This window comes from Pseudoglutamicibacter cumminsii (assembly GCF_003143995.1).
In the GTDB taxonomy this organism is placed as follows: Bacteria; Actinomycetota; Actinomycetes; order Actinomycetales; family Micrococcaceae; genus Pseudoglutamicibacter; species Pseudoglutamicibacter cumminsii_B.
In genome coordinates this window covers 17,725-42,179 of record NZ_QFWG01000015.1, presented here as the reverse complement: position 1 = coordinate 42,179, position 24,455 = coordinate 17,725, and the positions used below count along the sequence as shown (strand labels likewise).

At 61.5% G+C, this 24,455-nt stretch carries 21 protein-coding genes and 1 pseudogene; 5 read left to right on the top strand and 17 right to left on the bottom strand.

Going from position 1 to position 24,455, the window contains the following annotated elements; translation table 11 throughout:
• Positions 1-251 (top strand): hypothetical protein (locus CAY35_RS09750; protein WP_219930475.1); only part of this gene is annotated, 251 nt, incomplete at its 5' end.
• 352 nt (positions 252-603) lie between these two features.
• Here CAY35_RS09750 and CAY35_RS09150 read toward each other — a convergent pair.
• From CAY35_RS09150 to CAY35_RS09140, 3 genes are all read right to left on the bottom strand, one after another.
• Positions 604-1,119 (bottom strand): ferritin, encoded by a 516-nt coding sequence (locus tag CAY35_RS09150; RefSeq protein ID WP_109304305.1) that lies wholly within the window; start codon positions 1,117-1,119, stop codon positions 604-606.
• Between the two features lie 78 nt (positions 1,120-1,197).
• A complete protein-coding gene (gene tyrS, locus CAY35_RS09145) occupies positions 1,198-2,496 on the bottom strand; it encodes a tyrosine--tRNA ligase (protein ID WP_109304300.1) in 1,299 nt (432 codons plus the stop codon).
• A 49-nt stretch (positions 2,497-2,545) separates the two neighbouring features.
• On the bottom strand, positions 2,546-4,846 hold the full coding sequence (locus CAY35_RS09140) for a HelD family protein (RefSeq protein WP_258265732.1): 2,301 nt from the start codon (positions 4,844-4,846) through the stop codon (positions 2,546-2,548).
• A gap of 226 nt (positions 4,847-5,072) precedes the next feature.
• On the opposite strand from CAY35_RS09140, the gene CAY35_RS09135 reads away from it, so the two are divergent.
• On the top strand, positions 5,073-5,999 hold the full coding sequence (locus CAY35_RS09135; RefSeq protein ID WP_109304298.1) for a hypothetical protein: 927 nt from the start codon (positions 5,073-5,075) through the stop codon (positions 5,997-5,999).
• A gap of 201 nt (positions 6,000-6,200) precedes the next feature.
• Positions 6,201-7,112 (top strand): hypothetical protein, encoded by a 912-nt coding sequence (locus tag CAY35_RS09130; RefSeq protein WP_109304297.1) that lies wholly within the window; start codon positions 6,201-6,203, stop codon positions 7,110-7,112.
• 120 nt (positions 7,113-7,232) lie between these two features.
• Here the strand turns inward: CAY35_RS09130 and CAY35_RS09125 are convergent, their stop codons facing one another.
• Both CAY35_RS09125 and argH read right to left on the bottom strand, forming a co-directional pair.
• Positions 7,233-7,799 (bottom strand): adenine phosphoribosyltransferase, encoded by a 567-nt coding sequence (locus CAY35_RS09125; RefSeq protein ID WP_258265735.1) that lies wholly within the window; start codon positions 7,797-7,799, stop codon positions 7,233-7,235.
• A 111-nt stretch (positions 7,800-7,910) separates the two neighbouring features.
• Positions 7,911-9,383, bottom strand: coding sequence for an argininosuccinate lyase (argH, locus tag CAY35_RS09120; protein WP_109304296.1), 1,473 nt, complete (start codon positions 9,381-9,383; stop codon positions 7,911-7,913).
• A 108-nt stretch (positions 9,384-9,491) separates the two neighbouring features.
• On the opposite strand from argH, the gene CAY35_RS09745 reads away from it, so the two are divergent.
• Complete coding sequence (locus tag CAY35_RS09745; RefSeq protein WP_219930474.1) at positions 9,492-10,061, top strand: ankyrin repeat domain-containing protein; 570 nt, start codon at positions 9,492-9,494, stop codon at positions 10,059-10,061.
• Positions 10,062-10,141: 80 nt separating this feature from the next.
• Here CAY35_RS09745 and CAY35_RS09110 read toward each other — a convergent pair whose 3' ends face one another.
• From CAY35_RS09110 to argC, 6 genes and pseudogenes are all read right to left on the bottom strand, one after another.
• Complete coding sequence (locus tag CAY35_RS09110; protein ID WP_109304295.1) at positions 10,142-10,705, bottom strand: arginine repressor; 564 nt, start codon at positions 10,703-10,705, stop codon at positions 10,142-10,144.
• Complete coding sequence (argF, locus tag CAY35_RS09105) at positions 10,702-11,673, bottom strand: ornithine carbamoyltransferase (protein ID WP_109304294.1); 972 nt, start codon at positions 11,671-11,673, stop codon at positions 10,702-10,704. Before argF ends, CAY35_RS09110 begins: the two co-directional genes overlap by 4 nt.
• Positions 11,670-13,004, bottom strand: coding sequence for an acetylornithine transaminase (locus tag CAY35_RS09100; RefSeq protein WP_109304293.1), 1,335 nt, complete (start codon positions 13,002-13,004; stop codon positions 11,670-11,672). Before CAY35_RS09100 ends, argF begins: the two co-directional genes overlap by 4 nt.
• Positions 13,005-13,007: 3 nt before the next feature.
• Positions 13,008-13,934, bottom strand: coding sequence for an acetylglutamate kinase (gene argB, locus CAY35_RS09095; RefSeq protein WP_258265734.1), 927 nt, complete (start codon positions 13,932-13,934; stop codon positions 13,008-13,010).
• 149 nt (positions 13,935-14,083) lie between these two features.
• Positions 14,084-15,307 carry a bifunctional glutamate N-acetyltransferase/amino-acid acetyltransferase ArgJ gene (gene argJ / locus CAY35_RS09090; RefSeq protein ID WP_109304292.1) on the bottom strand — a complete coding sequence of 408 codons (1,224 nt, stop codon included), beginning with the start codon at positions 15,305-15,307 and terminating at the stop codon, positions 14,084-14,086.
• Positions 15,307-16,337 (bottom strand): annotated as a pseudogene (argC, locus tag CAY35_RS09085) (N-acetyl-gamma-glutamyl-phosphate reductase). The gene argJ and the pseudogene argC overlap by 1 nt, the downstream one beginning before the upstream one ends.
• A 171-nt stretch (positions 16,338-16,508) precedes the next feature.
• Here argC and CAY35_RS09080 point away from each other — a divergent pair.
• On the top strand, positions 16,509-17,474 hold the full coding sequence (locus CAY35_RS09080) for a quinone oxidoreductase family protein (protein WP_109304291.1): 966 nt from the start codon (positions 16,509-16,511) through the stop codon (positions 17,472-17,474).
• A 92-nt stretch (positions 17,475-17,566) separates the two neighbouring features.
• Here the strand turns inward: CAY35_RS09080 and pheT are convergent, their stop codons facing one another.
• From pheT to rplT, 6 genes are all read right to left on the bottom strand, one after another.
• A complete protein-coding gene (gene pheT / locus CAY35_RS09075; RefSeq protein WP_109304290.1) occupies positions 17,567-20,113 on the bottom strand; it encodes a phenylalanine--tRNA ligase subunit beta in 2,547 nt (848 codons plus the stop codon).
• 3 nt (positions 20,114-20,116) lie between these two features.
• Entirely contained in the window at positions 20,117-21,211 is a 1,095-nt protein-coding gene (pheS, locus tag CAY35_RS09070) for a phenylalanine--tRNA ligase subunit alpha (protein ID WP_109304289.1), read from the bottom strand.
• Between the two features lie 38 nt (positions 21,212-21,249).
• Complete coding sequence (locus CAY35_RS09065; RefSeq protein ID WP_109304288.1) at positions 21,250-22,056, bottom strand: hypothetical protein; 807 nt, start codon at positions 22,054-22,056, stop codon at positions 21,250-21,252.
• Between the two features lie 349 nt (positions 22,057-22,405).
• The gene (locus tag CAY35_RS09060) at positions 22,406-22,906 is read right to left on the bottom strand and encodes an NUDIX domain-containing protein (protein WP_109304287.1); all 501 of its coding nucleotides are present in this window, start codon (positions 22,904-22,906) and stop codon (positions 22,406-22,408) included.
• 42 nt (positions 22,907-22,948) lie between these two features.
• Positions 22,949-23,815 (bottom strand): TrmH family RNA methyltransferase, encoded by an 867-nt coding sequence (locus CAY35_RS09055; protein ID WP_109304301.1) that lies wholly within the window; start codon positions 23,813-23,815, stop codon positions 22,949-22,951.
• A 144-nt stretch (positions 23,816-23,959) separates the two neighbouring features.
• Positions 23,960-24,340 (bottom strand): 50S ribosomal protein L20, encoded by a 381-nt coding sequence (gene rplT / locus CAY35_RS09050; RefSeq protein WP_109304286.1) that lies wholly within the window; start codon positions 24,338-24,340, stop codon positions 23,960-23,962.
• Positions 24,341-24,455 lie beyond the last annotated feature (115 nt).

Here is a 24,455-nt window from a genome sequence, read left to right as displayed (position 1 = left end):
CCCCAGACAGGGATCAAAGGCATGCAGGCAACCACCAAACAAAAAAATATTTGGTATCAACAAACAAACTTGGCACACTATTGAGTTCTCAAACAACAGACACCCAAGAATCCACGCCCCACAAACCCGCACACACTTACCGCATGCGGAAGAAAAATAATCAGGACGCTTCACTCAAGAGCGGATACCCACACTACCACAAACTTTCCAAAAGAACAAAACCAGGTAAACACCCAGAAACTCAACCATGAAACCCATGAAAGGCCTCAACCAGGAAAGCAACGATATGAAGGATATGAAACCCTCGAAACCAGAACAGCAGCAAGCCGCTAGCAGAGGTTTGAAGGGTTATTGTCCACCAGACACGCCGATAACCGGCACTCCATCTTGGCGGGCAACAGGAAAATACTCTACACACACCCACACCAAAAGCAAAACCGAGCGCTTCGCACCCCTGAAACCCTTGAATTCACGGGGTTTGAGGGCAGTCCATAGGTATGCAGGACGGGCTTAAACACTGCAGGTGGCTACCGGTTTCATGCCGATAGCCACCTGCGACTAAGGAACTGTCAGCGCGAGTATCCCGCGCATCGTGTTCTGAAATTATTCGTCTTCAGTCCCGTCACTCGTGCGGGAACCCAATGCGGTGTCCAGACGCAGCAGGCCGGAACCATCGTTGCCGACCAGCTTGATCTGGCCCAGGATCTCGCCCACGGTGTCTTCTTCCTCGAGCTGTTCGCTGATGAACCAGTCGAGCAACGGCCGGGAATCGATATCCCCGGCCGCATCAGCTGTGCGGTAGAGGTCGCGAATAGCCTGCGAAACCTTCTTCTCGTGGTTTAGTGCCGCAGTGAAGATGGTTTCCGGAGACGCGTTCTCCTCAACCTCAGGAGCAGCGATAGCCCCAATCTTCGGGGAACCGTCACGAGCCAAGAGGTGGTTGATGAACTTGTTCGCGTGCTCGATCTCCTCGTCAGCCTGTGCTCGGAGCCACTTCGCGAAACCAGTCAGGTCCTGCTTATCGGCCTCGATGGCGAGCTGGCGGTAAACCATGTTCGCTTCGAATTCGAGAGTGATCTGTTCGTTGATCTTTGCTTCAAAATCAGGTGTAAGCGTCATGATGCTCACGCTACGCTCTTCCCCACTCGTTAGGAAGGGTTCATCGCTACAGGTGAAACCGGGAGTAACCTGAGAGGCTCACACCAAGCGAACAGCAGCCAACGTACGTCGGCCGCGACGCAGAATCAGGACGTCCTTCTTCTCAGTTCCTGATGCCAAACCAGAACCAACCTCGAAGGTTTCGTCCGGATCGTTGACCTTGACGTTGTTCACGTTGATAGCGCCCTCGCCAAGCGAACGGCGAGCCTCGGACTTCGACTTCGAGATACCCGCAGCAACCAGAACATCAACGATGTTCGAGCCGCTAGCTGCCTCAGCGCCACCCAGCTCAGCGAACACCGCGTCGACCGTGCCAGCATCCAACGCTTCCAACTCGCCGGAACCGAACAAAGCCTCCGACGCATCGATCGCGGCCTGCGTAGCTTCCGGACCGTGAACCAGCGAGGTCACTTCCCATGCGAGGCGCTTCTGCGCCTCACGACGGAACGGCTCGTCCTCAACCTTCTTCGCGTACTCCTCAATTTCTGGGCGATGCAGGAACGTGAAGACCTTGAGCCGGTCGATCACATCGGCATCAGAAGTGTTGAGCCAGAACTGGTAGAAGGTGTAAGGCGAGCACATCTCGGCATCAAGCCAGATCGCGTTACCTTCAGACTTACCGAACTTGGAGCCATCCGAGTTCGTGATGAGCGGCGTACCGAACGCGTGAACCGAAACACCCTCAACGCGGCGAATCAGATCCGCGCCCGAGGTCAGGTTGCCCCACTGGTCCGAACCACCCGTCTGCAGAACGCAGTCGTATTCGCGGTACAGGTTCAGGTAGTCCATGCCCTGCAGAACCTGGTACGAGAACTCGGTGTAGGAAATACCTTCCTCAGAGGCCAGGCGCTTAGCCACGGTCTCCTTGCGGATCATCGTGCCCACCCGGAAGTACTTTCCAACATCGCGCAGGAAGCTCAGCGCGGACAGGTCCTTGGTCCAGTCAAGGTTATTGACCATGCGCGCGGCATTCTCGCCCTCGAAAGACAAGAAACGCTCAATCTGCGCGCGCAGACGCTTAACCCATTCCTGGACCGTCTCCGGGGTGTTCAAAACGCGCTCAGCGGTCTGACGTGGGTCGCCGATCAAGCCGGTCGAACCACCCACAAGACCCAACGGCTTGTGGCCTGCCAGCTGCAGGCGACGAAGAACCAAAATCTGCACCAAGTTACCCAAGTGCAGCGACGGGGCCGTCGGGTCGAAGCCACAATAATACGTAATGGGATCCCCAGCCAGAACCTTCTCCAGGGCCTCCTCATCGGTGGACACGTACATGAGGCCGCGCCACTTCAGCTCCTGGAAAATATTTTCAAATGAGGGGTCGTTTGTTTGTGCCATTACGTCGGCTTTCTCCTTTTCCGTTACACAGGCAATGGTACCAACCGGATTACTGTTGTTCAGTTTGTAACGCCGCCGGCAAACCGCCCTCTGTTGCGAGTACGACGAGGTCCTGCGTGGTGCGCGTTATCGCGACATATAGCCCTGCCGCAGTGTGGTCCTCAGCGACGATCGCATTCGGTTCCACAACAACCACCGCATCGAACTCGAGGCCCTTAGCCTGGTCCGTGCTCAAAACTACGATGCGCTGGCCTGCCGCCGCGTCACCGGCACCAGTTCCTACCTGGTTACCAAAGCGTTGCGACAAAGCATCCGAAACCTCACCTTGCTGAGCCTGCGGGCAGATCACGGCGATGAGGCCCTGGCTCGTCTGCTCCAGGAAGCGGGCCACCGCATCGGCGGCGTAGGTCAGGACCTCAGTGGAATCGGTGAGTTCCAGAATCGCAGGATCGGTCTCGGCGTCGCGGACCGCCTCAGCCGCAGAGATCGGCAAGCCTTCGGACCGAGCGAGCTTCTCCGCGAGCTCGACCACCTGACGAGGCGTGCGGTAATTCACGGTCAGCTCCTCAAGCCGGTACCGCTCCCCCAAGTGAGGCTCCAACGCCTCGGCCCACGACGACGCGGATCCCACCGTGGTTGCCTGCGCGATATCGCCCACGATCGTGAACGACTTCAGCGGGCCGCGCCGCATCAGAACCCGCCACTGCATAGCGGTGAGTTCTTGGGCCTCATCCACGATCACGTGCCCATACGTCCATTCGCGGTCGCGTTGCGCACGCTCCACCGCGCTCAGGCCCGTAGCCCGGTGCGCGTTGAACTCGAGCAGCATGTTCTCATCAACCACGCCGTCGACGCCCAATTCTTCAAGCTCCGCGTTGACGTTTTCGAGGGCCTTCTTAGCGTTTTCAGCGTCACGCTCACGCTGCGCTTTCTCTGCACGCTGCTCGCTCGAAGCAGCGGGAAGCGGCCCGAGCAGCTCAGCGGCCTCATCCAACAACGGAACATCAGCATCCGTGAACGGCGCCCCTGGCTCCCGTAGCAGCGCCTCACGCGAAGCATCGGACAGCCGCGGCAATACAGCGTCCAGGATCTCCGGCTTACTGAACAGCTCACCCACGAGCTGCTGAGGGGTCAGCGGCATCCAGCACAGATTCAACGCGACGCGCACATCGCGGCTTGCACGCACATCGCGCTCAAGGGCCGCGGGCTCTTGCTCTGAGCCCTGCACGCCATCGTTCTTGACAGCCTCCTGGTAGAGCTCCAGGATCTGCTCGACCGCGTGATCCACGAAAATCTCGCGCGCTTGGTTGTGTGGTTGGCGGCTTGCCCTCGCCGCGGCGAGCGCCCGCTTGATGACCTTGGGCTTGAGCGTGAGCGTCAGGCCTTCGATGGTGAGCTTGCGTTTGCCTGGGATGGTGCGTTGGCGCTGGGCTACCGCACGCTTGATGACGTCGGCCATCTGCAGAGAGCCCTTGAGATAGGCGGCGCGGCGATCAGTCTCCGGGACGCCCTCAACGCCCGGGAAGAGAGTCGAAACTGTGGACATGACGACGCCGGTCTCGCCCAGGGAGGGCAGCACGCGTTCAATGTAGGACATGAACGTCCGCGAAGGGCCCACGATCAAAACCCCGGCGCGCCCCAAACGTTCGCGCCGCTCATATAAGAGGTACGCGGCACGATGCAGTGCCACCGCAGTCTTGCCCGTTCCAGGCCCGCCTTGAACAACAGTGACACCGCGCATCGGGGCGCGGATGATCGTGTCCTGTTCCGCCTGAATCGTAGCGACAATATCGCCCATCTTGCCCGTGCGTGGAGCGTTCAAGGCGGCGATGAGTGCGCCATCGGAATGCGATGCGCCAGCCGCCGTCGCAAGATCAGGGTCCAGCACGTCGTCTTCAAAGGCCGCCACCGTGCGGCCCTTGAGGCTCAAGTGGCGGCGGCGAGCCACACCGAGTGGTTCAAACGGGGTCGCCTGATAAAAGGTTGAGGCCTCCGGGGCGCGCCAGTCGATCAGCAACCGCTGCTGGTCTTCATCTGTCAGGCCGATGCGGCCGATATAGCGGGCCTTGTCCTGGTCGATAACAGGCTCCCCGCCCCGCCACTCGATGTCTTGGCTGCGGTCGATACGCCCGAAAACCAGACGGTGTTCAACCGCGTCAAGCTGCGAGATCCGGTCCTCGTATAGCGCTGCGAAAGAATCCCGCTCCGATGCGTTCTGCACGCTACCGATCGCGCCCGTCGACTGGACCTGACGAAGCTGCTCAACCTTTTCTGCACGCAACTGATCCACGCGGTCGTACAACCGCGAAACATACTGCTGCTCTGCCTCGTCAGACCGTGGTTCCTGCACGCGACCTCCTTGTACCCGCCATCGTGTGCCTAGTGTTCCACCTAGTGCTCTACCTAAGGGCTCTACCTTGGGGCTCCACGACGAGCTAATAAATACGCGACCGTCCATTCTACGCGTTCGTGGTAGCACCACTCGCATACACTTACTAAGGAGCACCGCGTTAACACGTGCGCCTCAACGCCCTCGACAAGACCGACCTGCCGTCCTTCACATCAGGAGTTCCGCTGTGACAGAGCCTCGCGCATACCGAGCTTTCGCCGCGCGCTGTGTGACAGGCCTGCTCGCGATAGGTTTGCTGACCGGTTGCGCCCCAGCAACGGAAGAGAAGCCCACACCTTCGGATACGCCAACGCACGATGGTGGCGCCACTCCTAGCGAAACGACTGCTTCACCTGATGCCACTTCCTCGGGCCCTGCCTCTGGTAAGGAAACTGCTTCTGGTAAGGAAACAGAGTCCGCTTCAGCAACGCCAGAAGCTAGCGGAGCGGATGGGGCCGGGGCGGGCGCTACCGCAGCGGACGAGGCCGGGCAAGAGGCTCCGCAGTTTGCTGATATTCGCTTCGACGTTCTCAACACTCTGGCCACGATGTCGACCTATAAAGCGAGCGGAACCACTACCTTCAAGGGCCTCACTATCGACTTTGTTGGGGTCTTCCACCGCCAGCCTGCCCACGCCATGGCACTCGAAGGTCAAGTGACCGGCACTCGCGCCGACGGCCAGCTCGTCCTGATCCTCGACGAAGATACCGTGTATCTGCGGGGTGACCGCGATTTCTGGGACGGCCTCGGCGCCGGAGCACAAGAAGGCGCAGACGAGCAGATTCAGAACGTAGTCGACAAATACGTCAGCATGACCCCGCTAGACGCCCAGCTAGACAACCTCGACCCCGTACGTTTGAGCGACTTGATGCTTGCGACTATCAAGTGGGATACCTTCACCGAGCCCCCGGAGGAAACCGAGTTCAACGGCAAGAAGGTTCTCAAGTACCTCGGGGCAGATGACGTCGTGATCTACATCGATGCGGAGTCCCACGAACTTCACGGGATCGACACGCGCATCGGCGGCCACATGGTCCAGTTCAGCCACTTCAACCAGACCGCGCTGATCCCACAACCTGAGGCGAGCGACACAGTTCCTTGGTCAACTCAATAGGGTTTTGCTGACCGAGTAATCTGACGCCGCAGTTCGTTTATTCTTCATTTCCATTCAGCAAGGACGTAATCTTTTCATACGAAACTGACAGCAACTTGTAAACAGATGACCTTTTACACGGCCATCCCGGTGGTTCACCGACCAGCGGCTCATCGCGCGGAATGAACCATCACACGGAACGAAAGGAACCGTGAGATAAGAATGAGGACGACTAAGCTTCGCGCAGGGATCGCGATTCTCTCCCTTTCCGCTCTGGCACTCACGGGTTGCGGTAACGGCGGCAACGGTGGCGAGTCCCCTACCCCGAGCAACGGCCAGAACTCCCAGCCGCAAGGCAACGGCCAACAGCCGCAGGGTCAGGCCAAGCCGTTCTCCGAGATCAAGAACGACATCGAGCAGCAGCTCGCCAACGTGACGTCGTACAAGCTGCAGGCCGAGATCAAGACGTCTAAGGGCACGATGCAGCTCAGCTCGACTCAAGCCGTCAAGCCAGAGCTCGCTGCCGACATGCAGATGAAGATGGACATCGCGGAGAAGGGTCAGAAGATCAACGGCGGCTTCCACATCATGCTCGTGGGCGACCAGATGTACATGAAGTTCGACGACCAGATCCTCGACTCCATGATGGCCGAAATGGGAAGTGCCCCACCTGAGATGCGTCAGCGTTTCGAGGGTATGCGCGGCAAGTTCATGAACGTGCCGATGTCGGCAAGCGGCCAGAACGCCCCGAAGCCTGAGGACTTCACCGAGTTCACTGACAGCCTGGACTTCTCGCAGTTCAGCGAGCAGGGCGAGCCAGCGCAGATCAACGGCAAGAACGCCTTCAAGTACAGCGGAACGAAGGACGGAGCCGAGACCTCGCTCTTCGTTGACGCGGCAGACGGCAAGACCCTCATCGCGATCGAAGGTAACGCGAGCGACCTTGTCTCCGAGGGGCAGGCCAACGTCGGCAACCAGACCACCACCGGCCAGAAGACACAGGATGGCACAGGCCGCGCGCGCATCAGCAACATCAACGAACAGGTCAACATCCAGGCCCCACCCCAGGACCAGATCGTTGACATGTCCGAACTGATGGGTAGCCCGGGCATCCAGAACGGCAGCAACTTCTAACCGTCGCAGAGCTGAGCTCATAACAACACAGGGCTGAGCTCTTGATACCGCATGAGGGAGCGGGTCGAACGTCGTAGACGTTCGACCCGCTCCCTCATGCGCAACGTTTATATGCGACGCTCACACGCGCTGCAACGCATGAACCTTCCACGGGTCGAGCTTCTCGCGGCCGCCTAAGCCATCCAGCTCCAGAACCACCGCAATGCCCGCAACAGTTCCACCGACCTGTTCAACCAGCGACGCAGCCGCAGCGGCCGTACCTCCCGTAGCCAGCACATCGTCAACCAACAAGACGCGGCCACCCTTAGGCAACGCATCACGGTGAACCTCGAGCGTCGCGGTACCGTACTCAAGCTGATACTCACGCGAATACACTTCACGCGGCAACTTGCCGCCCTTACGCACCGTCATCAGCCCAACACCGGCCGCATACGCAACCGCAGAAGCCAACAAAAAGCCGCGTGCTTCCAAGCCAGCAACAGCATCGAACTCGCCAGCGAACGGCTCCGCCAAAGAATTCACAACACGATGCAGACCCTCAGCATCAGCGAAAACCGGCGTCAAATCACGGAACGTGATGCCCGGTTCCGGGTGATCAGGAATGATCGCGCACAGACGATCCAACATCTGCTCAATAGATTCCTCAGGCTCCCCCACCGCATCTGCGGCATGCTTACCCTGACGCATCTGGACAGGCTGATTCATAACAGCATCCTTCGAGATCAACGGGTGTTCTCCTTAAAACTTAGCCGCGCTGTAAACCTAGTAGCGCTGTGAAACCTAGTTGCCCTGTAAAAACTAATTACGAGGACCAAACGAATCCGAGTGCAATGGACCGTCAGCGTACTGACGCACCTGATGTACAGACTTGATGAGCGCCTCGAGCTGACGTGCCACCGCATCGGGCGCCGTGCCACCCTGACCAGAACGAGCCTCGAGCGAACCACGCGTGGACAAAACTTCACGCATCTGCGGAGTCATCGCGTCAGAGATGCCCGCGTAATCCTCGTCGGTGAGGTCCCACAGCTCGCAGTCCTTCGACTCTGCCAAAGACACCGCCTGGCCGGACAGCTCGTGAGCCACGCGGAACGGAACGCCCTGCTTGACGAGCCACTCAGCGATGTCGGTAGCCAACGCGAAGCCCTGCGGAGCGAGTTCCGCCAAACGCTCAGTGTTGAAACGCAACGTAGCGATCATGCCAGAAACAGCCGGCAGCAGAATCTCCAACGTATCCGCTGCATCGAAAACTGGTTCCTTGTCTTCCTGCAGGTCACGGTTGTATGCGAGAGGAAGGGCCTTCAACGTAGCCAAGAGGCCCGTCAAATCGCCGATCAGGCGGCCAGCCTTACCGCGAGCCAACTCAGCGATATCAGGGTTCTTCTTCTGAGGCATGATCGAGGAACCCGTCGAATAACGGTCGTCCAGGAACGCGAAGTTCGCTTCCTTGGTCGCCCAGAAAATGATCTCCTCGGAGATCCGCGACAAGTCCACACCGATCATCGCGCACACCCACGCGAACTCCGCGTACACATCGCGCGAAGCCGTGCCATCGAGCGAGTTCCACGTAGCCGAAGCGAAGCCCAGGTCCGCGGCAACGCGATTAGGGTCCAGACCCAGCGTGTTACCGGCCAGCGCGCCGGAACCATACGCGGAAACGTTGGCGCGATCATCCCAGTCACGCAGACGCTCAACGTCACGCAACAGAGCCCACGCGTGCGCGAGCAAGTGATGGCTCAACAAGATCGGCTGAGCATGCTGAAGATGCGTGCGTCCCGGCATCGGCGCATACGGGTGCGATTGCGCCTGCTGAATCAAAGCATCGATAACGTCCAAGACGCCGCGAGCGATCAGGCGTGCGTGATCGCGCAAAAACATACGGCCCTGCGTCGCGATCTGATCGTTACGGGAACGACCCGCGCGCAACTTACCGCCCAGCTCAGCGCCCGTACGCTCAATCAGGCCTCGCTCAAGCGAACCGTGAACGTCCTCATCGCTGAGAGCCGGCTGATACTCGCCCGAAACGACATCCGCATCGAGCTTCTCAAGGCCGGTAAGCATGCCGTCGAGCTCTTCATCGCTCAGCAGGCCGGCGCGGTGCAGAACATGCGCATGCGCCTTCGAACCCGCGATGTCATAACGCGCCAGACGCCAATCGAAGTGCGTCGACTTACTCAACGCAGCCATCACGTCTGAGGGCCCATCGGCAAACCGACCACCCCACAACGAACCCTCGTTCGTACCGTGAGGTTGTGCGTTCTTTTCTGCCGTCATGTACTACTCCTTGAAAGGCCGAGATTCGGGCGCAAAGCACCAGCGTCCATTCTATCTGTGACCGCTACAAGAAGCGGCCGCAAGCCCTGCTTAGTTACGATGTTTCCTATGAGTGGGACACACAATTCGACACACGATGAACAACCAGATGCCGCACAACCAGACAGCGCACAGCCAGGTGGAACGCGGCCAGGTGGAGCACAGCCGTTGCACCCGGCGGATCCGCGCCGCCCCTCCGGAATCGATTTCGAAGCCGCGATCGCGGCGCCAAGCCAGGTTGGCGGCAACGGGCCGGAACTGAGCGACGAGCAGGTCGAGTTCCTCAACAAGCTCTTCGACATGGCGCGCGAAGGCGATCGGTTGCTCGTCGAATACGTCAAGCAAGGCGTTCCCGCCGAGATCCAGAACAGCCGCGGCGACACGTTCCTGATCCTCGCGGCCTACTCCGGCCAGGGTGAGCTCGCACTCGCACTCATCGACGAAGCCGGCGCCGACGTCAACTACCTCAACCAGTCGAATCAGTCGGCCCTGACCTGCGCTGTTTTCCGCGGGGATGAACCGCTTGTACGCGGCCTGCTGGAGCGTGGCGCACAGCCCGATGCGGGAACCCCTAACGCGATCGACGCGGCGAAAACCTTCGGGCAGGCGGCACTGTTGACGCTGTTGGAAGGCAAGTAGAGCCTTGGGCAGGCAGGCACGGCGGGCCCGTGCCTGCCTCTGACCTGTTTCCTCTGACCCGCAGCTGCTGATAGCTGAGGCTAGATAGCGCCCGCGAGATCCAGGAAGCGGCGGGCCACATCGTCCCCGCCTTGCGGATCCCGCGTGATGACCAGCACCGTGTCGTCGCCGGCTACCGTACCCAGAATCAGCGGGATACCGGCGCGGTCGATCGCCTGAGCCAAGAAGTTCGCGGCCCCCGGCGGGGTATGCAGAACCGCCATGTTCGCGCTCGAATCAGCCGAAACCAAAAGCTGCGTGCACAACTGGGCGAGCTTGCCGCTCCACGCCTCCGGTTCACTCTTGGGGCTTGCGTGCGGACGCGTCAAAGCGGCTGGGTCCTCGCCATCGGCCAACAGACGGTACACATAGCCCGAGCCGTTCGCGCCACGCACACGCACAGCGCCAACGTCCAGCAGGTCGCGCGAAAGCGTGCCCTGCGAAACGTGAAGGCCCTCGTCAGCCAAGATAAGGACCAGCTCAGCCTGGGAGCCCACGGCCGCGGAGCTCAGGATCTCGCGGATGCGGGCTTGGCGTGCGGTCTTGGTCGTCAGCTGAGTGGGAGCTTTGGCTCCAGCTATTGCCGTATGAACCGACTCGCTCATCGAGCATCCTCCTTGCCGTTCGGGGCATCCGCCGACAGTCCGGATTCATCCAGCAAGAACGTCAACAAAGCCTTCTGAGCGTGCAGGCGGTTCTCTGCCTCATCGAACACAACCGACTGCGGGCCGTCGATGACCGACTCCGAAATCTCAAAACCGCGGTAGGCCGGCAAACAGTGCAGCACGATCGCGTCATCTGCGGCGTGGCCCATCGCGGCGTCATCGACGGTGTAATCCGTGAACAGCTTGAGCCGCTGTTCCTTCTCGTCTTCCTGACCCATCGAAATCCAGGTGTCCGTAGCCACCACATCGGCGTCTTTCAGGGCCTCTACAGGGTCAGTCGTTACCAGCACGCTGCCGCCAGTCTCCGCAGCGAGCGCCTGGGCCTCAGCAACAACATCCTCGGCTGGAAGATAGCCTTCAGGGCCGGCGATCCGCACGTGCATTCCGGCGTTAACGCAACCCAAGAGGTAGGAGTTCGCCATGTTGTTCGCGGCGTCCCCCAGGTACGCGATGCTCAAGCCCTCGGTTTTGCCCTTGTGCTCGCGGATCGTCAGCAAGTCGGCGAGGATCTGGCACGGGTGGTAGTCGTCCGTCAGCGAGTTCACGACGGGGATGGTCGAGTGAGCCGCGAACTCTTCAATGTCAGCGTGAGCGAAGGTGCGCCACACAACCGCGGCAACCATCCGGGAGAAAACCTTCGCGGAATCCTCGATGGTCTCCTTATGCCCCATCTGTGCCTCGCCCGGATTGATGATGAGAGCATGCCCACCCAAATCAGCGACGCCGGTCGCGAACGAAAGCCGCGTGCGGGTTGAGGTCTTATCGAAAATCACGGCAACAGTCTGCGGGCCAGCCAGCGGCGAGCGCGACCAACGCTCGGCCTTCAGCTGCACCGCCATGTCCAGAACCCGGCGCTGCTCGTCAGGGCTCAGGTCTGTGTCCTTCAGGAAGTGGCGTACAGAGCTCATGCTTTCGTGCCCTCTTTCTGCGTGTTCTTGTTAGCCGTGTGCTCGGTTTCTAGCGCCTTCACGGCCTCGGCGTGGATGCTTGCGAACGAGGCGAGGAATGTCCCCAGCTCGTCGCGGGTGATGTTGAGCGGCGGAGCCAAACGAACCGTCGATGGGCCCGTTGCATTGATGATGAAACCGGATTCGAGCGCGATGCGGACCATGTGAGGCGCGATGCCCTCGCCCACTTCGACGCCCAACAGAAGCCCCTTGCCGTGAACCGACTCGACCTCAGGCAACTTGGCGAGTTGCCCGGCAAGCCACTCACCGGTCTCTTTGACGTGCTCCACGATTCCCTCAGCTTCGAGGGTCTCCAACACGGCGAGACCTGCGGCCGTCGCAACCGGGTTACCACCAAAGGTCGTGCCGTGCTGGCCTGCGCTGAGCCGCTTCGAGTTCTCCTCGCCAAACGTGACCAAGGCACCCAGCGGCATCCCGCCGCCCAGGCCCTTAGCCAGCGTCATCGCGTCCGGGGTGACCCGGCCGAGCGACGCGAACCACTCACCCGTGCGAGCGATACCGGTCTGGACCTCATCGACGATCATGAGCGCGCCATGCTCACGCGTTACATCACGAACCGCCTCAAGATAGCCCTCCGGAAGCTCACGCACGCCGGCCTCGCCCTGAATAGGCTCAACGATGACCGCCTGAACCGTGTCATCCACAGCGGCTTTGAGCGCGTCCACATCGCCCGGCTCGATCCACTCAACTCCAGGAACCAACGGCTCGAACGGCGCACGGTAACCCGGCTTCCACGTCATCGACAACGCGCCCATCGTGCGGCCATGGAAGCCCTGCTTCAAAGCAACGATGCGGGTGCGCGGCTTATCTTCGGTGCCGGCGTTGCGGCGGGCCAGCTTCAACGCGGCCTCATTGGACTCAGTACCCGAGTTCGTGAAGAACACGGCTGAACCCTCCGGAGCGTCCGTAAGCTCAAGGATCTTCTCAGCAAGCCCGACCTGTGCGGGCGAGGTAAAGAAGTTCGAAACATGACCCAAGGTCGAGATCTGCTCAGTCACAGCCCCCACGATGGCCGGATGCGCATGACCCAAAGCATTCACCGCGATGCCCGCGAGCAGATCCAGATACTGCTTGCCATCCGCATCCCACACGTACGAGCCCTTACCCCGCACCAACGGACGCTGCGGCGTACCGAAAACACCCATGAGGCTGTGCTTATACCGCCCCAACAGGCTCTCATTCGACGCATCCTCAGCGGCCGATCCCCCGCGCCCCTGCTGGGCTAGCGCCAACGCAGACTGAGCTACCGCATCGTAATCATCAACAGACATGACTCACTCATCCTCCCCATCAGGAACCACCTGCGTACCAACGCCAGCGGACGTGAAAATCTCCAACATCATGCTGTGCGGCTTACGCCCATCCACGATGTGGGCGCGAGACACACCGGCCTCAAGCGCCGCCAAGCACGCCGCCATCTTCGGGATCATGCCCGACTCGAGCGATGGCAAAAGCTCCGTGAGTTCACTGACCGTGAGCGAGGAGATCAGCGAATCCTTGTCAGGCCAATTCGCGTACAGGCCCTCGACGTCCGTGAGGATCACGAGCTTCGACGCACCCAACGCGCCCGCGAGCGCGGCGGCCGCGGTGTCGGCGTTGACGTTGAGGACCTCGCCCGTAGGCTGGCCCCACTCATCGATCTCGGGGGCGACGGTCGAAATCACTGGGATGCGACCCGCATCGATCAGGTCCTCGACCGCGCTCGGGTCAACGCCCGTAACCTCACCCACGAGGCCTAGGTCAACCTCTTCGCCATCGACCACGGTGCCGCGGCGGCTCGCACGCAAAAGCTGGCCGTCCTCACCCGAAAGCCCCACCGCATAGCGGCCGTGCGAGTTGATCAAGCCCACGAGCTCGCGGCCCACCTGTCCCGTCAAAACCATGCGGACGATGTCCATGGTCTCCGAGGTCGTGACCCGCAGGCCGCCACGGAATTCAGACTCGACACCTAGGCGGTCGAGCATCGCGTTGATCTGCGGCCCGCCGCCGTGCACAACCACCGGGTGCACACCCATGTGGTGAAGGAACACGATGTCCTGGGCGAACGCTTCCCGCAACTCGTCGTTGATCATCGCGTTGCCGCCGTACTTGATGACCATGCGCGTGCCCGCGAAGCGCTGAATCCACGGCAACGCCTCGACCAGAGCCTCGGCCTTGCGCGCGGCGAGCGCGAGCCGTTCCGCCTGGGAACGCTGATTGATCGGCGTCTTGATCGACGATGTCTGTGGTGCTGGGTCTTGTGGGCTGGAGTGTGAGGTGCTCACAACGTTTCCTTAGTGATGTGGTTGAGAATGCGGTAGCCGGCGGCCATGACGTCGGCGCGGCGGACGGCTCAGGCGACGCTGACGGCTCAGGTCGAGTAGGCCGAGTTTTCCTCGACGTAGTCGTGGGTCAGGTCGTTGGTCCAGATCGTCGCCGATGCGTTACCGGCTTTCAGGTCGATTTCGACGTGCACGTCGCGTTGCGCTGATAGGTCGACGAGGTCTCGCGAATCCCCTACCCCGCCGTTGCGGGCAACCCACACGCCGTTCATCGCGACACTCAGGTTCTCTGGTTCGAAGGCGGCTTGCGTGGTTCCGACTTCGGACACCACGCGGCCCCAGTTCGGGTCGTTACCGAAGATCGCGGTCTTGAACAGGTTCGAGCGAGCCACCGCGCGTGAGACCTCGAGCGCATCGGCTTCGGATGCGGCGTTGATGGTCGTGACGGCGATGTCATGGCTTGCGCCTTCGGCGTCGCTCAGCAACTGTCGAGCCAAGTCAACGCACAGCGGTGCGAGCAGCTGCTCGAACTCGTCGTCTGCCTCGACGCCGGAGGCACCCGAGCTCATGAGCAGTACGGTGTCATTCGTGGACATGCAGCCATCCGAGTCAGCCCGGTTGAAGGACACTTCGACAGCCTGCTGCAGCGCCGTTTCCAGCCGTTCCTGCGCGATCACGGCATCAGTTGTGATGCAGACCAGCATCGTCGCGAGACCCGGCGCCAACATCCCCGCGCCCTTAGCCATGCCACCGATCGTGTAGCCCGCATCGGCGGTCACCTGGGCCTGCTTCGCGACAGTATCCGTGGTCATGATCGCCTGAGCCGCGTCAGCGCCGCCATCCGCCGACAGCTTCGCAAACGCATCGTCCGTGCCGGCAAGCAGCGTGTCCATCGGGAGCAAAACACCGATCATGCCGGTCGATGCCACCTGAACCTCGTCAGGCTCGCAGCCCAACAGGTCAGACACGTGCTGGCGGGTCGCCAACGCGTCCGCAAGGCCCTGCTGGCCCGTGCACGCGTTCGCACCACCCGAGTTGAGAATCATCGCGCGAGCGGAACGGTTACGCTCAAGCGCGGCACGAGAAACACGCACCGGGGCGGCACACACGCGGTTCGTCGTGAACACGCCCGCTGCCACATCGTGCGGGCCGTCGTTGACGACCAACGCGACATCCGGCTTACCCGAAGGCTTCAGGCCAGCCGTCACGCCAGCCGCACGGAAACCTTTCGCCGCCGTAACACCCGCGAGCGCCCGCGCCTCCTCGGCCGACGTGTACGCCGGAAGCGGTTCGATACTGACTTTTTCGCTCATTACGGAGCCATACCTTCCTGCTGCAGACCAACAACCTCATCGAGCCCGAGCGCAATGTTCATCGACTGAACCGCACCACCCGCGGTCCCCTTGGTCAGGTTGTCTACAACCGCAGTCACGATGACGCGGCCGGCATGCGGATCGAAGGCCAGCTGCATCTCAACATGGTTGGAACCAAGTACGTGCTTGGTGTGTGGCCACTGACCTCCGGGAGGACGTGCACAAACGGTTCGTCCTGGTATATGGCCGTCCACGCATCGCGGAGCTGTTCCGCGGTCACGCCAGGCTTGACGCGTGCGGTTGCCGTGGTGAGGATTCCGCGCGGCATCGGGGCAAGAGTTGGGGTAAAGGAGATCTGTACGGGTTCCCCGGCGAGCGCGCTCAACCCCTGCTCGATCTCAGGGGTGTGGCGGTGCATGCCGCCGACGCCGTACGGGCTCATCCCGCCCATCGTCTCTGCGCCAAGCAGGTGCGGCTTGAGCGACTTGCCCGCGCCGGACGTACCGGAGGCCGCAACGATGACAACATCCTGCGGTTCCAAAAGCCCCGCTTCCATGCCCGGGGCGAGCGCAAGCTGAGCCGACGTCGGATAGCATCCAGGGACCGCGATGCGCTTGGTACCGCGGAGCTTCTCGCGATGGCCCGGCAGCTCCGGCAGGCCATACGGCCAGGAACCGGCGTGCTCGCTTCCGTAAAACTTTTCCCACGCAACCGGGTCTTCGAGGCGGTGGTCGGCCGCCGCATCGATCACCAGGACATCGTCACCGAGCTGCTCAGCGATCTCGGCGGAAGCACCGTGCGGGAGGGCTAGAAACACGACGTCATGGCCTGAGAGGGTTTCGGCATTTGTGGGTTCAACCACGCGGTCCGCCAAAGAACGCAAATGCGGTTGCGAAACGCCCAACCGCTCCCCTGCGCTCGAATGCGCCGTGACCGCGCCAATGCTGACATGTGGGTGTTGGGTGAGCAGGCGCAAAACCTCGCCGCCTGCATAACCTGTGGCACCAGAAACCGCTACCGAATACGTCATAGGCTCATCATACGCCGCTATATTCACTCCAACGAATAGTTATGCAATCATGACGCGGCGGGAATGATGAGCGCGCCTTGCCAGCTATATACAGTGAGCCCGAGCCGATGCCTCAGGGCAGACGCCCCAGAAAGCACGAACGTGTCGAAAAATATGCAAAGGAGTCCACGCATGGCCCGCGCAATCCAGATGACCCAGACCGGAGGCCCTGAAGTCCTCACCCTCACTGATGTTGAGGTTCCCGAGCCGGCCGCCAACGAGGTTCTCGTCAAGGTCGCTGCCGCTGGCGTGAACTTCATCGAGACGTATCAGCGCAGCGGCGTCTATCGTGTGGACTTGCCTTTCACCCCAGGCAGCGAGGGCGCTGGCACCGTGACGGCGGTGGGCTCCGAGGTCACGAACTTCTCTGTTGGCGACCTCGTTGCCACTGCGGGCGGGCGTGGTTCTTACTCCGAATACATGCTCGTTGAAGAGAGCAAGCTCGCGCGCATCCCGGACGGCATCGACCTCACTACGGCCGCGGCCCTGCCACTGCAGGGTTTCACGAGCCACTACCTCATCAACTCGACCTACGATGTGCAGGCCGGCGATGTGGTTCTCACTACCGCTGGCGCGGGCGGCGTGGGCGGGCTCATGACCCAGATGCTCAAGGCCAAGGGCGCAACCGTCATCACGACGACCTCGAGCGATGAGAAGGCCGCGATTGCCAAAGCTAAAGGCGCGGACTACGTGCTCAAATACGACGAGGTGCCCGAGAAGGTGCTTGAGATCACGGATGGACGCGGCGTGGATGTCGCCTACGACGGGGTCGGTAAAGATACCTTCGACAACTCGCTGGCAAGCCTGCGGATCCGCGGGATGCTCGTGCTCTTCGGCGGCGCGTCCGGGCAAGTCCCGCCGTTCGACCTGCAACGTTTGAACTCCCAAGGCTCGATTAGTGTGTGCCGCCCGACGCTGGCCCACTACACCCTCACGGCTGAAGAAGTTCAATGGCGCGCCAACGATGTGTTCGGGATGCTTGCTGACGGAAAGCTCGACGTCAGCATCGGCGGAACCTACGACCTCGCCGACGCCGGCAAGGCCCACGCGGACCTTGAAAGCGGTTCGACGACCGGCAAGCTCGTGCTCACGGTCTAAACCAACCTCACGGTCTAAACCAATACAGACGATCGGGGCGGTGCCGTGTGGCACCGCCCCGATCATCTGCTTATGTAGAGTCTGTTCGCGTTTTAGCCGCGCAGCTGGGCTCCATACTTCTCTGCCGCAAGCTGCACCGCAGCCTGGCGCGCCTCGGAAGCCTCATCAGCCGTCAGCGTCCTGTCAGCCGCGCGGAAACGCATGCCGAACGCGAGCGACTTCTGCCCCTCTTCGATGCCCTTGCCGCGGTAGTCATCGAACAGCTCGATGTGCTCCAGCAGCTCGCCGGCACCCTCACGCAACGTCTCGAGGACATCAGCGGCAGGGATATCCGCCGCCAACGTCAACGCAACATCCTGCGTAGCGGCAGGGAACGTCGTGAGCGGCTCAGCGATCACGGCCTCCGGCATCTGGTTGATCAGCGCCTCGGCATCCAGCTCCATCGCGACCATGCGCTCCGGCAGGTCCTGCGAAGCCAGCCAATCAGGGTGAAGCTCGCCGGCCCAGCCCACGAGCTGGCCGTCCTTCGTCTCAAGACGAGCCGCACGGCCCGGATGGAACGAGTGGTGGCTGCCCTGGCGGACCACGAGCTCGACACCCAGCGTGTCAGCGACGAGGCGCGCGGAATCGATCGCATCAGCCCAGTCCCACGCGCGTTCGGTCTCGCCGAGAACGGCGCGCGAGGCCTTACCGACCATGACGGAAGCGATGTGCCACGGCTGAACAGGGATCGTCGCGTTGAGCTCGGCGAGTACATCCGCCGATGGGCGCTCCCCGCCCGCAGGCAACTCGACCGGGCCCTGCTTCTCGGCTGGCAAGAACACAAGACCGCCCTCGAACAGCGCAAGGTCACGGAAGCCACGGCCGTTGTTGCGGCGAGCGATCTCGATGAGCCCCGGCAGAAGCGACAAGCGCATCCAACCGTATTCGGAAGAAACCGGGTTAGCGAGGCGCACCGCCTCAACCTCGGCATCGGCGTCAGCGGAACCGAACGCAGCGTTCTGAGCCTGCGAGACGAACGGGTACGCGAGCACCTCGGTCATCCCGGCGCCGGCGAGCGCATCGCCGATGCGGCGGCGGCTACGCTGCGCCACGCTCAGCCCGCGGCCTGGCGGTGGAACCGGGATCGAGGAAGGGATGTTTTCGTAGCCGACCACGCGCGCGATCTCTTCGACGACGTCGTCGGCGATGGTCATGTCCGGACGCCATAGCGGGACGGTGACGTCCCAGCCGTCATCGGTGCGGTTGAGTTCGCAACCGACGCCTTCAAGCGCGGATGCGACCTGTTCCTCGGTGTATTCGATGCCGACGCGCTCAGCCGGGTAGTGCGCTGGAACGTGGATGACGGTCGGCTCTGGGCGTTCGCCCACATCGGTGCCCTTGCCGGTGTCGCGGCCGCCCGCGAGCTCAACCAACAGATCCACGACACGCTGAGCGGCCACGGACGCCATATCCCAGTCCACGCCGCGCTCGTTGCGCTTAGCGGCCTCGGACGGCAGCTTGTGGCGGCGTCGGCTGCGGCCCGTGCTGACGGGGTCGAAGTTCGCGGCCTCAATCACGATCGTGCGGGTCTCATCCGAGACCTCAGTCGACGCGCCACCCATGACGCCGGCGATGCCGATCGCCCCGGATTCGTCAGCGATCACGAGGTCTTCAGGGTTGAGCTCGCGTTCCTTCTCATCCAGCGTCACGAGCTTCTCGCCTGCCGCAGCACGGCGTACCGTGATGCCGCCGGTGAGCTTATCGCGGTCGTAGCAGTGGGTCGGCTGGCCGAGCTCCCACATGACGTAGTTGGAGATGTCCACAGGAAGCGAGACCGGACGCATGCCCGCAAGGCGCAGGCGTTCAGCCATCCAGCTTGGGGTCTTCGCGGTCGGGTCGATGTCGGTGACGACGCGGGTCACGAAGCGCGTGCACCCCTGGACGCCGCGGATTGGCGCCTGATCGTCGATGCGGGTCTCAACCTCGGCCTCGGACGGCGCGGTCACGGTGACCTTGGATGCTGGGTCGGTGAACGATGTGCTGGTCGCCAACGCGTATTCGCGGGCTACGCCACGGATCGAGAAGCAGTAGCCGCGGTCAGGGGTCACGTTGATTTCAGCGGCTTCGTCGGTGAAGCCGAGCAGAGGAAGCGCGTCCTGGCCGACCTCCGGGTCCAGTCCAAGGTCGGGGAACACGAGGATGCCGTCATGGTCATCGCCCAAGCCGAGCTCGCGAGCCGAAGCCATCATGCCGGCCGAAACGTGGCCGTAGGTCTTGCGTGGGCTGATGCGGAAGTCCCCCGGCAACACAGCGCCAGGCAACGTCACTACGACCTTGTCACCCACATCGAAATTGTGGGCGCCGCACACGATCCCCTGAACACCAGCCGGATCGATGCCTTCGCCCGTCAACGTCTGCTCCTGGCCCTCCGGCACAACACGCACCGAGCACCAGTTGATCGTCTTACCGTTCTTCTGCTCCTCCGGTTCGCGGCTGAGCACCTGGCCAACCACGATCGGGCCGGTCAGCTCATCGAGGGGACGGTGAACGTCCTCTTCTTCGAGGCCAACGCGCACCACATCGGCCATCAGATCTTCCGCGCGAGCACCCTCAGGCAGTTCGGTGAACTCACGCAACCAAGAAAGTGGAATACGCATTGCTTAGATCTCCATCCCGAAGTGCTGGCTGAAGCGGATATCGCCCTCGATCATGTCGTGCATGTCAGGGACCATGTTGCGGAACATCAGAGTGCGTTCAACACCCATGCCGAACGCGAAACCCGAGTAGACGTCCGGGTCGATGCCGCCGGAACGCAGAACGTTCGGGTGCACCATGCCGCAGCCGCCCCACTCGATCCACTGTGGGCCGCCCTTGGCGTTCGGATGCCAAATGTCCAGCTCAGCGGATGGCTCCGTGAACGGGAAGTACGACGGGCGCAGGCGGATCTTCGCTTCCACGCCGAACATCTGGCGAGCGAAGTGCTCAAGCGTTCCTTTGAGGTCCGCCATCGTGAGCCCCTTGTCCACCGCGAGGCCCTCGAACTGGTGGAAGACCGGGGTGTGGGTCGCGTCCAGCTCATCGGTACGGAACGTGCGGCCCGGGCACAGGACATAGATCGGGACCTCGCGGTCCAGCATCGAACGCACCTGCACCGGCGATGTGTGGGTGCGCAAAACCAGGTGCTGGGACGGCGGATCCACGAAGAACGTGTCCTGCATTTCGCGTGCCGGGTGGTCCTGGTCGAAGTTCAGCGCATCGAAGTTGTACCACTCGGATTCAACCTCGGGGCCCTCGGCGATTTCCCACCCCATGCCAACGAACACGTCAGCGACGCGTTCCTGCAGCAGCGAGAGCGGGTGGCGTGCGCCCAGGACGGTGCGGCGCGGCTGAGCCGTGACATCCACGGTCTCCTCACGAAGACGACGAGCCGCACGCTCCGCCTCGAGAACCTCAGTGCGTGCCGCCAAGGCCTTATTGATGCGGCCCTTAGCGCCGCCCAGAAGCTTGCCGGCGGTTGCCTTGTCCTTATTTTCCAGCTTGCCGATGCCGCGGTTAGCGAGCGTGATCGGCGCCTTGTCACCCAGGTGAGCCAGACGCGCTGTCTTGAGCTCATCAAGGTCAGTTGCGTTCTCAAACGCCGCCAACGCGGCCGCAACAACAGCCTCTACTGCCGCCTCATCAGTCGGATGCGGCACCGGCGGAATCTCTGCAGCTACCTGCGCTGGAGACTCTGGCACAGCAGTTTCTTTCTCCATGGATATTGGTCCTATCTCTACAAAAGATCCGGCGACGCTTACGCGTTCCCCTCAGCAGCATCGGTATCTGGGGTGTTCGGCTCAGGCGTGGCCTTCTTACCTGGGGTTACGGCCAGCGCGACCATGAGCGCGGCCGCGATAACACCGAGCGCAAAGATCACTGCGGAGAGCCAGATCGGCGTCTGATCAACCGTGCTTGCAACACGAGTTTCAGCGATCAGAGCCTCCGGGAGGTCTTTCGCCTTGACAGCTTCTTCGAGGTTTTCACTGGTCCAGGTAACGGTGTGGCCGTTAATCTGGCCGCTAGCGTTCGCCTCAGTGACCGCCGCGGGCAGAGTCAAGTTGAGCTCTGCTTCTACCTCTTGCTGTGGATTGCCTGCAACGAGAGCCAGCGCGGCCTGCGCGATGTAGGTGCCGTCTTCGGTATAGCCAGCCTTGACCGAGGTCACCGCTTCGAGCTCCTGCTCGGTGAGATCCTTAGCCTTGAACGTGGCCACCTGCTCAGATTTCTCGGTGACCTTCATCTTGTCTTCGCTGATGCCGACTTGCTGAGCCAGAAGCTTCTTCTGGCCTTCCATCGAATCCTTAGCCGAAAGCTTGTCATCGCCAGATGCCTCACGCATCTCCTTGAGCGTTTCCTTCTTCAGCTCAAGCTGCACCTCGACGTTAGCGTCGAGCTTTTCCGGGGTCCGACCATCGGCTTCAAGCTCTACATCGTAGGTAAATTTGTTCACTTTCGGATCCGAGTTCGGAGCGCCATCACCCCCAGCAGAGCAACCAGTCAACGCGAGAGCGCCGGCGAATAGCGCCGCGGTTATTGCTCGGACAGGTTTGGTGAACTTCATAATCTCCTACTTCATTCGACGGCCGCGCCTCTCACTGCAGAGGGCCATATATAGCCTAATTGGTGCCACCGTGTTTATAGAAAGAACGTTGCACGAACTCAGGAACTCCCCACGAGTTTAACACCGAGATGACACTCATTCGAATATGTGTTCTAATACTGGTGTGAGCATGGGAAGCTCCGACGATGCGGTTGCCGCGGATGCCCTCGGTGTCGCGTCGTCTGGGGTGGGCTTTCACGCCCACCCCTCACCCCCATGCGCTGAAGAGGATGGTGCTGGAGGGCCGTCGCGATGAGACTGTGACGGTAGAGCATAGGTCAGCAGAACGTTACTCAGCAGAACGCATTTGTCAGCAGAATGTTGGCATGTTGCCCGTAGCTTCGACAAGTGCACGGACGATCGGCTTGTCCGCGGGGATCCATTCGACAGCTTCCTCGGTGTTCTGGTCCAATGTGAGCCATCGGATTTCGAGATGGTCCGCTCCTTCAGGTTGAGCGCCTGAGGTGACGTCCGTTGGCTTCAGCACTACCCCATCGGCATCCAACAAGACCCCGGTCCAGACCCGCATCGTCATCCCGTTATCCAAAGGCCATCCGGCGCGACCTGCCGGCGGAACGATTTCCTGGCCCGCCCTGAACGCGTACCCGAGTTCCTCGGAAATCTCGCGTTCAAGCGCATCCAGTGGATTCTCGCCTTCGCGAACCTTACCGCCCGGGAACTCCCATAGACCTCGCAGCGCTTCCGGATACGCGCGTTGTGCCGCGAGCACCTGCTGAGCATTCACGAGGTCATCCACGATCGCGAGCCCCACCACCTGGCCCGAGGTTGTCGCATTAGTCTGGTCGTTCACTGCGTCTCCTGCCCTAGCTTCGTCAAGAAAACCATGCCTGCATTAGCTGCGCTGAGCCCGCGCGGAGGCATACAGGCACAGCGTCGCCGCCGTCGAAACGTTCAAAGACTCCGCCTGCCCGTACAAAGGAATCGAAACGGTAGAGAATGATGCGGCGCGCTCTTCATCCGAAATCCCCTGGCCTTCGTTGCCAAAAAGCCATGCGGTCGCGGTAGCGAGCGACGGCCGCTTCATCGACCCCTTGACGGTCACGCCGTGCCGGCGAGCAGCCGCATCGTCTTCAAGTACCGTCAAGTCATGGTCGCCGCCGCCGTCGGCAGCAAGCAGAACAATCCCGCAGCGTGTCAGGTGCTCGGTCAGCTCATCGAGCTCAACGCCCGTGACCACCGGAACATGGAACAGTGAACCCACCGTGGAGCGGACCACCTTAGGCGAGAAAACATCCACACTTCCCTTGAGCGCAACCACCGCATCGGCACCTGCGGCATCGGCGGCGCGGATGATGGTGCCAGCATTGCCCGGATCCTGGACCCGCCCCAAAACCGCTACAAGGCGCGTCTTGGGCGTGACCGCCTGCTTGAGCGTCGTGTGTGGGATACGGCACCGCGCGACCACGCCCTGCGGGGACTGCGTATCGGCGATCGCCGCCAAGACGCGATCCGTCACGACGTTCACACGAGCATCCGCGACCTGAGCAAGCTCGGGCTCGCGCTCCATCCGGTCCTCAGTGATGAACACCTCACGCACAAAACCACGCTGAGCGCGATGCTCCACGATCGCTTCCCGCACGGCCTGCGGACCCTCAACAAGGAACTCGCCTGCCTTTTTACGGCCAGCGGCTTTCGCTAGGTGCGCGGCAGCTCGGACGCGGTCTGCACGCGGGTTATCCATGATCTCCATAGAACTCATCTTCCCATCTTGCGGCAACACAGCCAGTTCGCACGCATGAAACAGCTGGGGTCTTAAACGGCTGGGGTTCCGACCCTTGCGAGTCGGAACCCCAGCGACACGGCACCTAGCCATCACGACGGCTCGGCGACGCTACAGCTTCACTTACGCGCGTGGTGCGTTCACGTCAGCTGGCAGAGCCTTCTTAGCGGTCTCAACCAGAACCGAGAATGCGTGAGCGTCAGATACAGCGAGCTCAGCAAGCATGCGGCGGTCAACCTCAACGCCAGCGAGCTTGAGGCCCTGCATGAAACGGTTGTAGGTCATGCCGTTAGCGCGAGCCGCAGCGTTGATGCGCTGGATCCAGAGGCGACGGAAGTCACCCTTACGCTTACGACGGTCGTTGTAGTTGTATACGAACGAGTGGAGCAACTGCTCCTTGGCCTTGCGGTAGAGGCGCGAACGCTGACCGCGGTAACCAGATGCGCGTTCCAGAACGACGCGACGCTTCTTCTGGGCGTTTACTGCCCGCTTCACACGTGCCACGTGTGTCTCCTAACATGTGGGGTCTAACTGCACTCTGCCGGTCACATTGCCGACGCAGTTAGAAAAGTTTTGAAGGTCTCAAGTATGTGTGCGCGTTAGCGCACGAACACGCCAG

Bases quoted from the DNA above. Each gene is read 5' to 3' on its own strand.
- argH (WP_109304296.1), bottom strand. From the start codon at position 9,383: ATGACGGCAGAAAAGAACGCACAACCTCACGGTACGAACGAGGGTTCG.
- CAY35_RS09100 (WP_109304293.1), bottom strand. From the start codon at position 13,004: ATGTCTGTTGATGATTACGATGCGGTAGCTCAGTCTGCGTTGGCGCTA.
- CAY35_RS09080 (WP_109304291.1), top strand. From the start codon at position 16,509: ATGGCCCGCGCAATCCAGATGACCCAGACCGGAGGCCCTGAAGTCCTC.
- CAY35_RS09125 (WP_258265735.1), bottom strand. From the start codon at position 7,799: ATGCGTCAGGGTAAGCATGCCGCAGATGCGGTGGGGGAGCCTGAGGAA.
- CAY35_RS09110 (WP_109304295.1), bottom strand. From the start codon at position 10,705: ATGAGCGAGTCGGTTCATACGGCAATAGCTGGAGCCAAAGCTCCCACT.
- CAY35_RS09745 (WP_219930474.1), top strand. From the start codon at position 9,492: ATGAGTGGGACACACAATTCGACACACGATGAACAACCAGATGCCGCA.
- CAY35_RS09130 (WP_109304297.1), top strand. From the start codon at position 6,201: ATGAGGACGACTAAGCTTCGCGCAGGGATCGCGATTCTCTCCCTTTCC.
- tyrS (WP_109304300.1), bottom strand. From the start codon at position 2,496: ATGGCACAAACAAACGACCCCTCATTTGAAAATATTTTCCAGGAGCTG.
- argF (WP_109304294.1), bottom strand. From the start codon at position 11,673: ATGAGCTCTGTACGCCACTTCCTGAAGGACACAGACCTGAGCCCTGAC.
- argJ (WP_109304292.1), bottom strand. From the start codon at position 15,307: ATGAGCGAAAAAGTCAGTATCGAACCGCTTCCGGCGTACACGTCGGCC.
- CAY35_RS09150 (WP_109304305.1), bottom strand. From the start codon at position 1,119: ATGACGCTTACACCTGATTTTGAAGCAAAGATCAACGAACAGATCACT.
- pheS (WP_109304289.1), bottom strand. From the start codon at position 21,211: ATGGAGAAAGAAACTGCTGTGCCAGAGTCTCCAGCGCAGGTAGCTGCA.
- CAY35_RS09065 (WP_109304288.1), bottom strand. From the start codon at position 22,056: ATGAAGTTCACCAAACCTGTCCGAGCAATAACCGCGGCGCTATTCGCC.
- pheT (WP_109304290.1), bottom strand. From the start codon at position 20,113: ATGCGTATTCCACTTTCTTGGTTGCGTGAGTTCACCGAACTGCCTGAG.
- CAY35_RS09055 (WP_109304301.1), bottom strand. From the start codon at position 23,815: ATGAGTTCTATGGAGATCATGGATAACCCGCGTGCAGACCGCGTCCGA.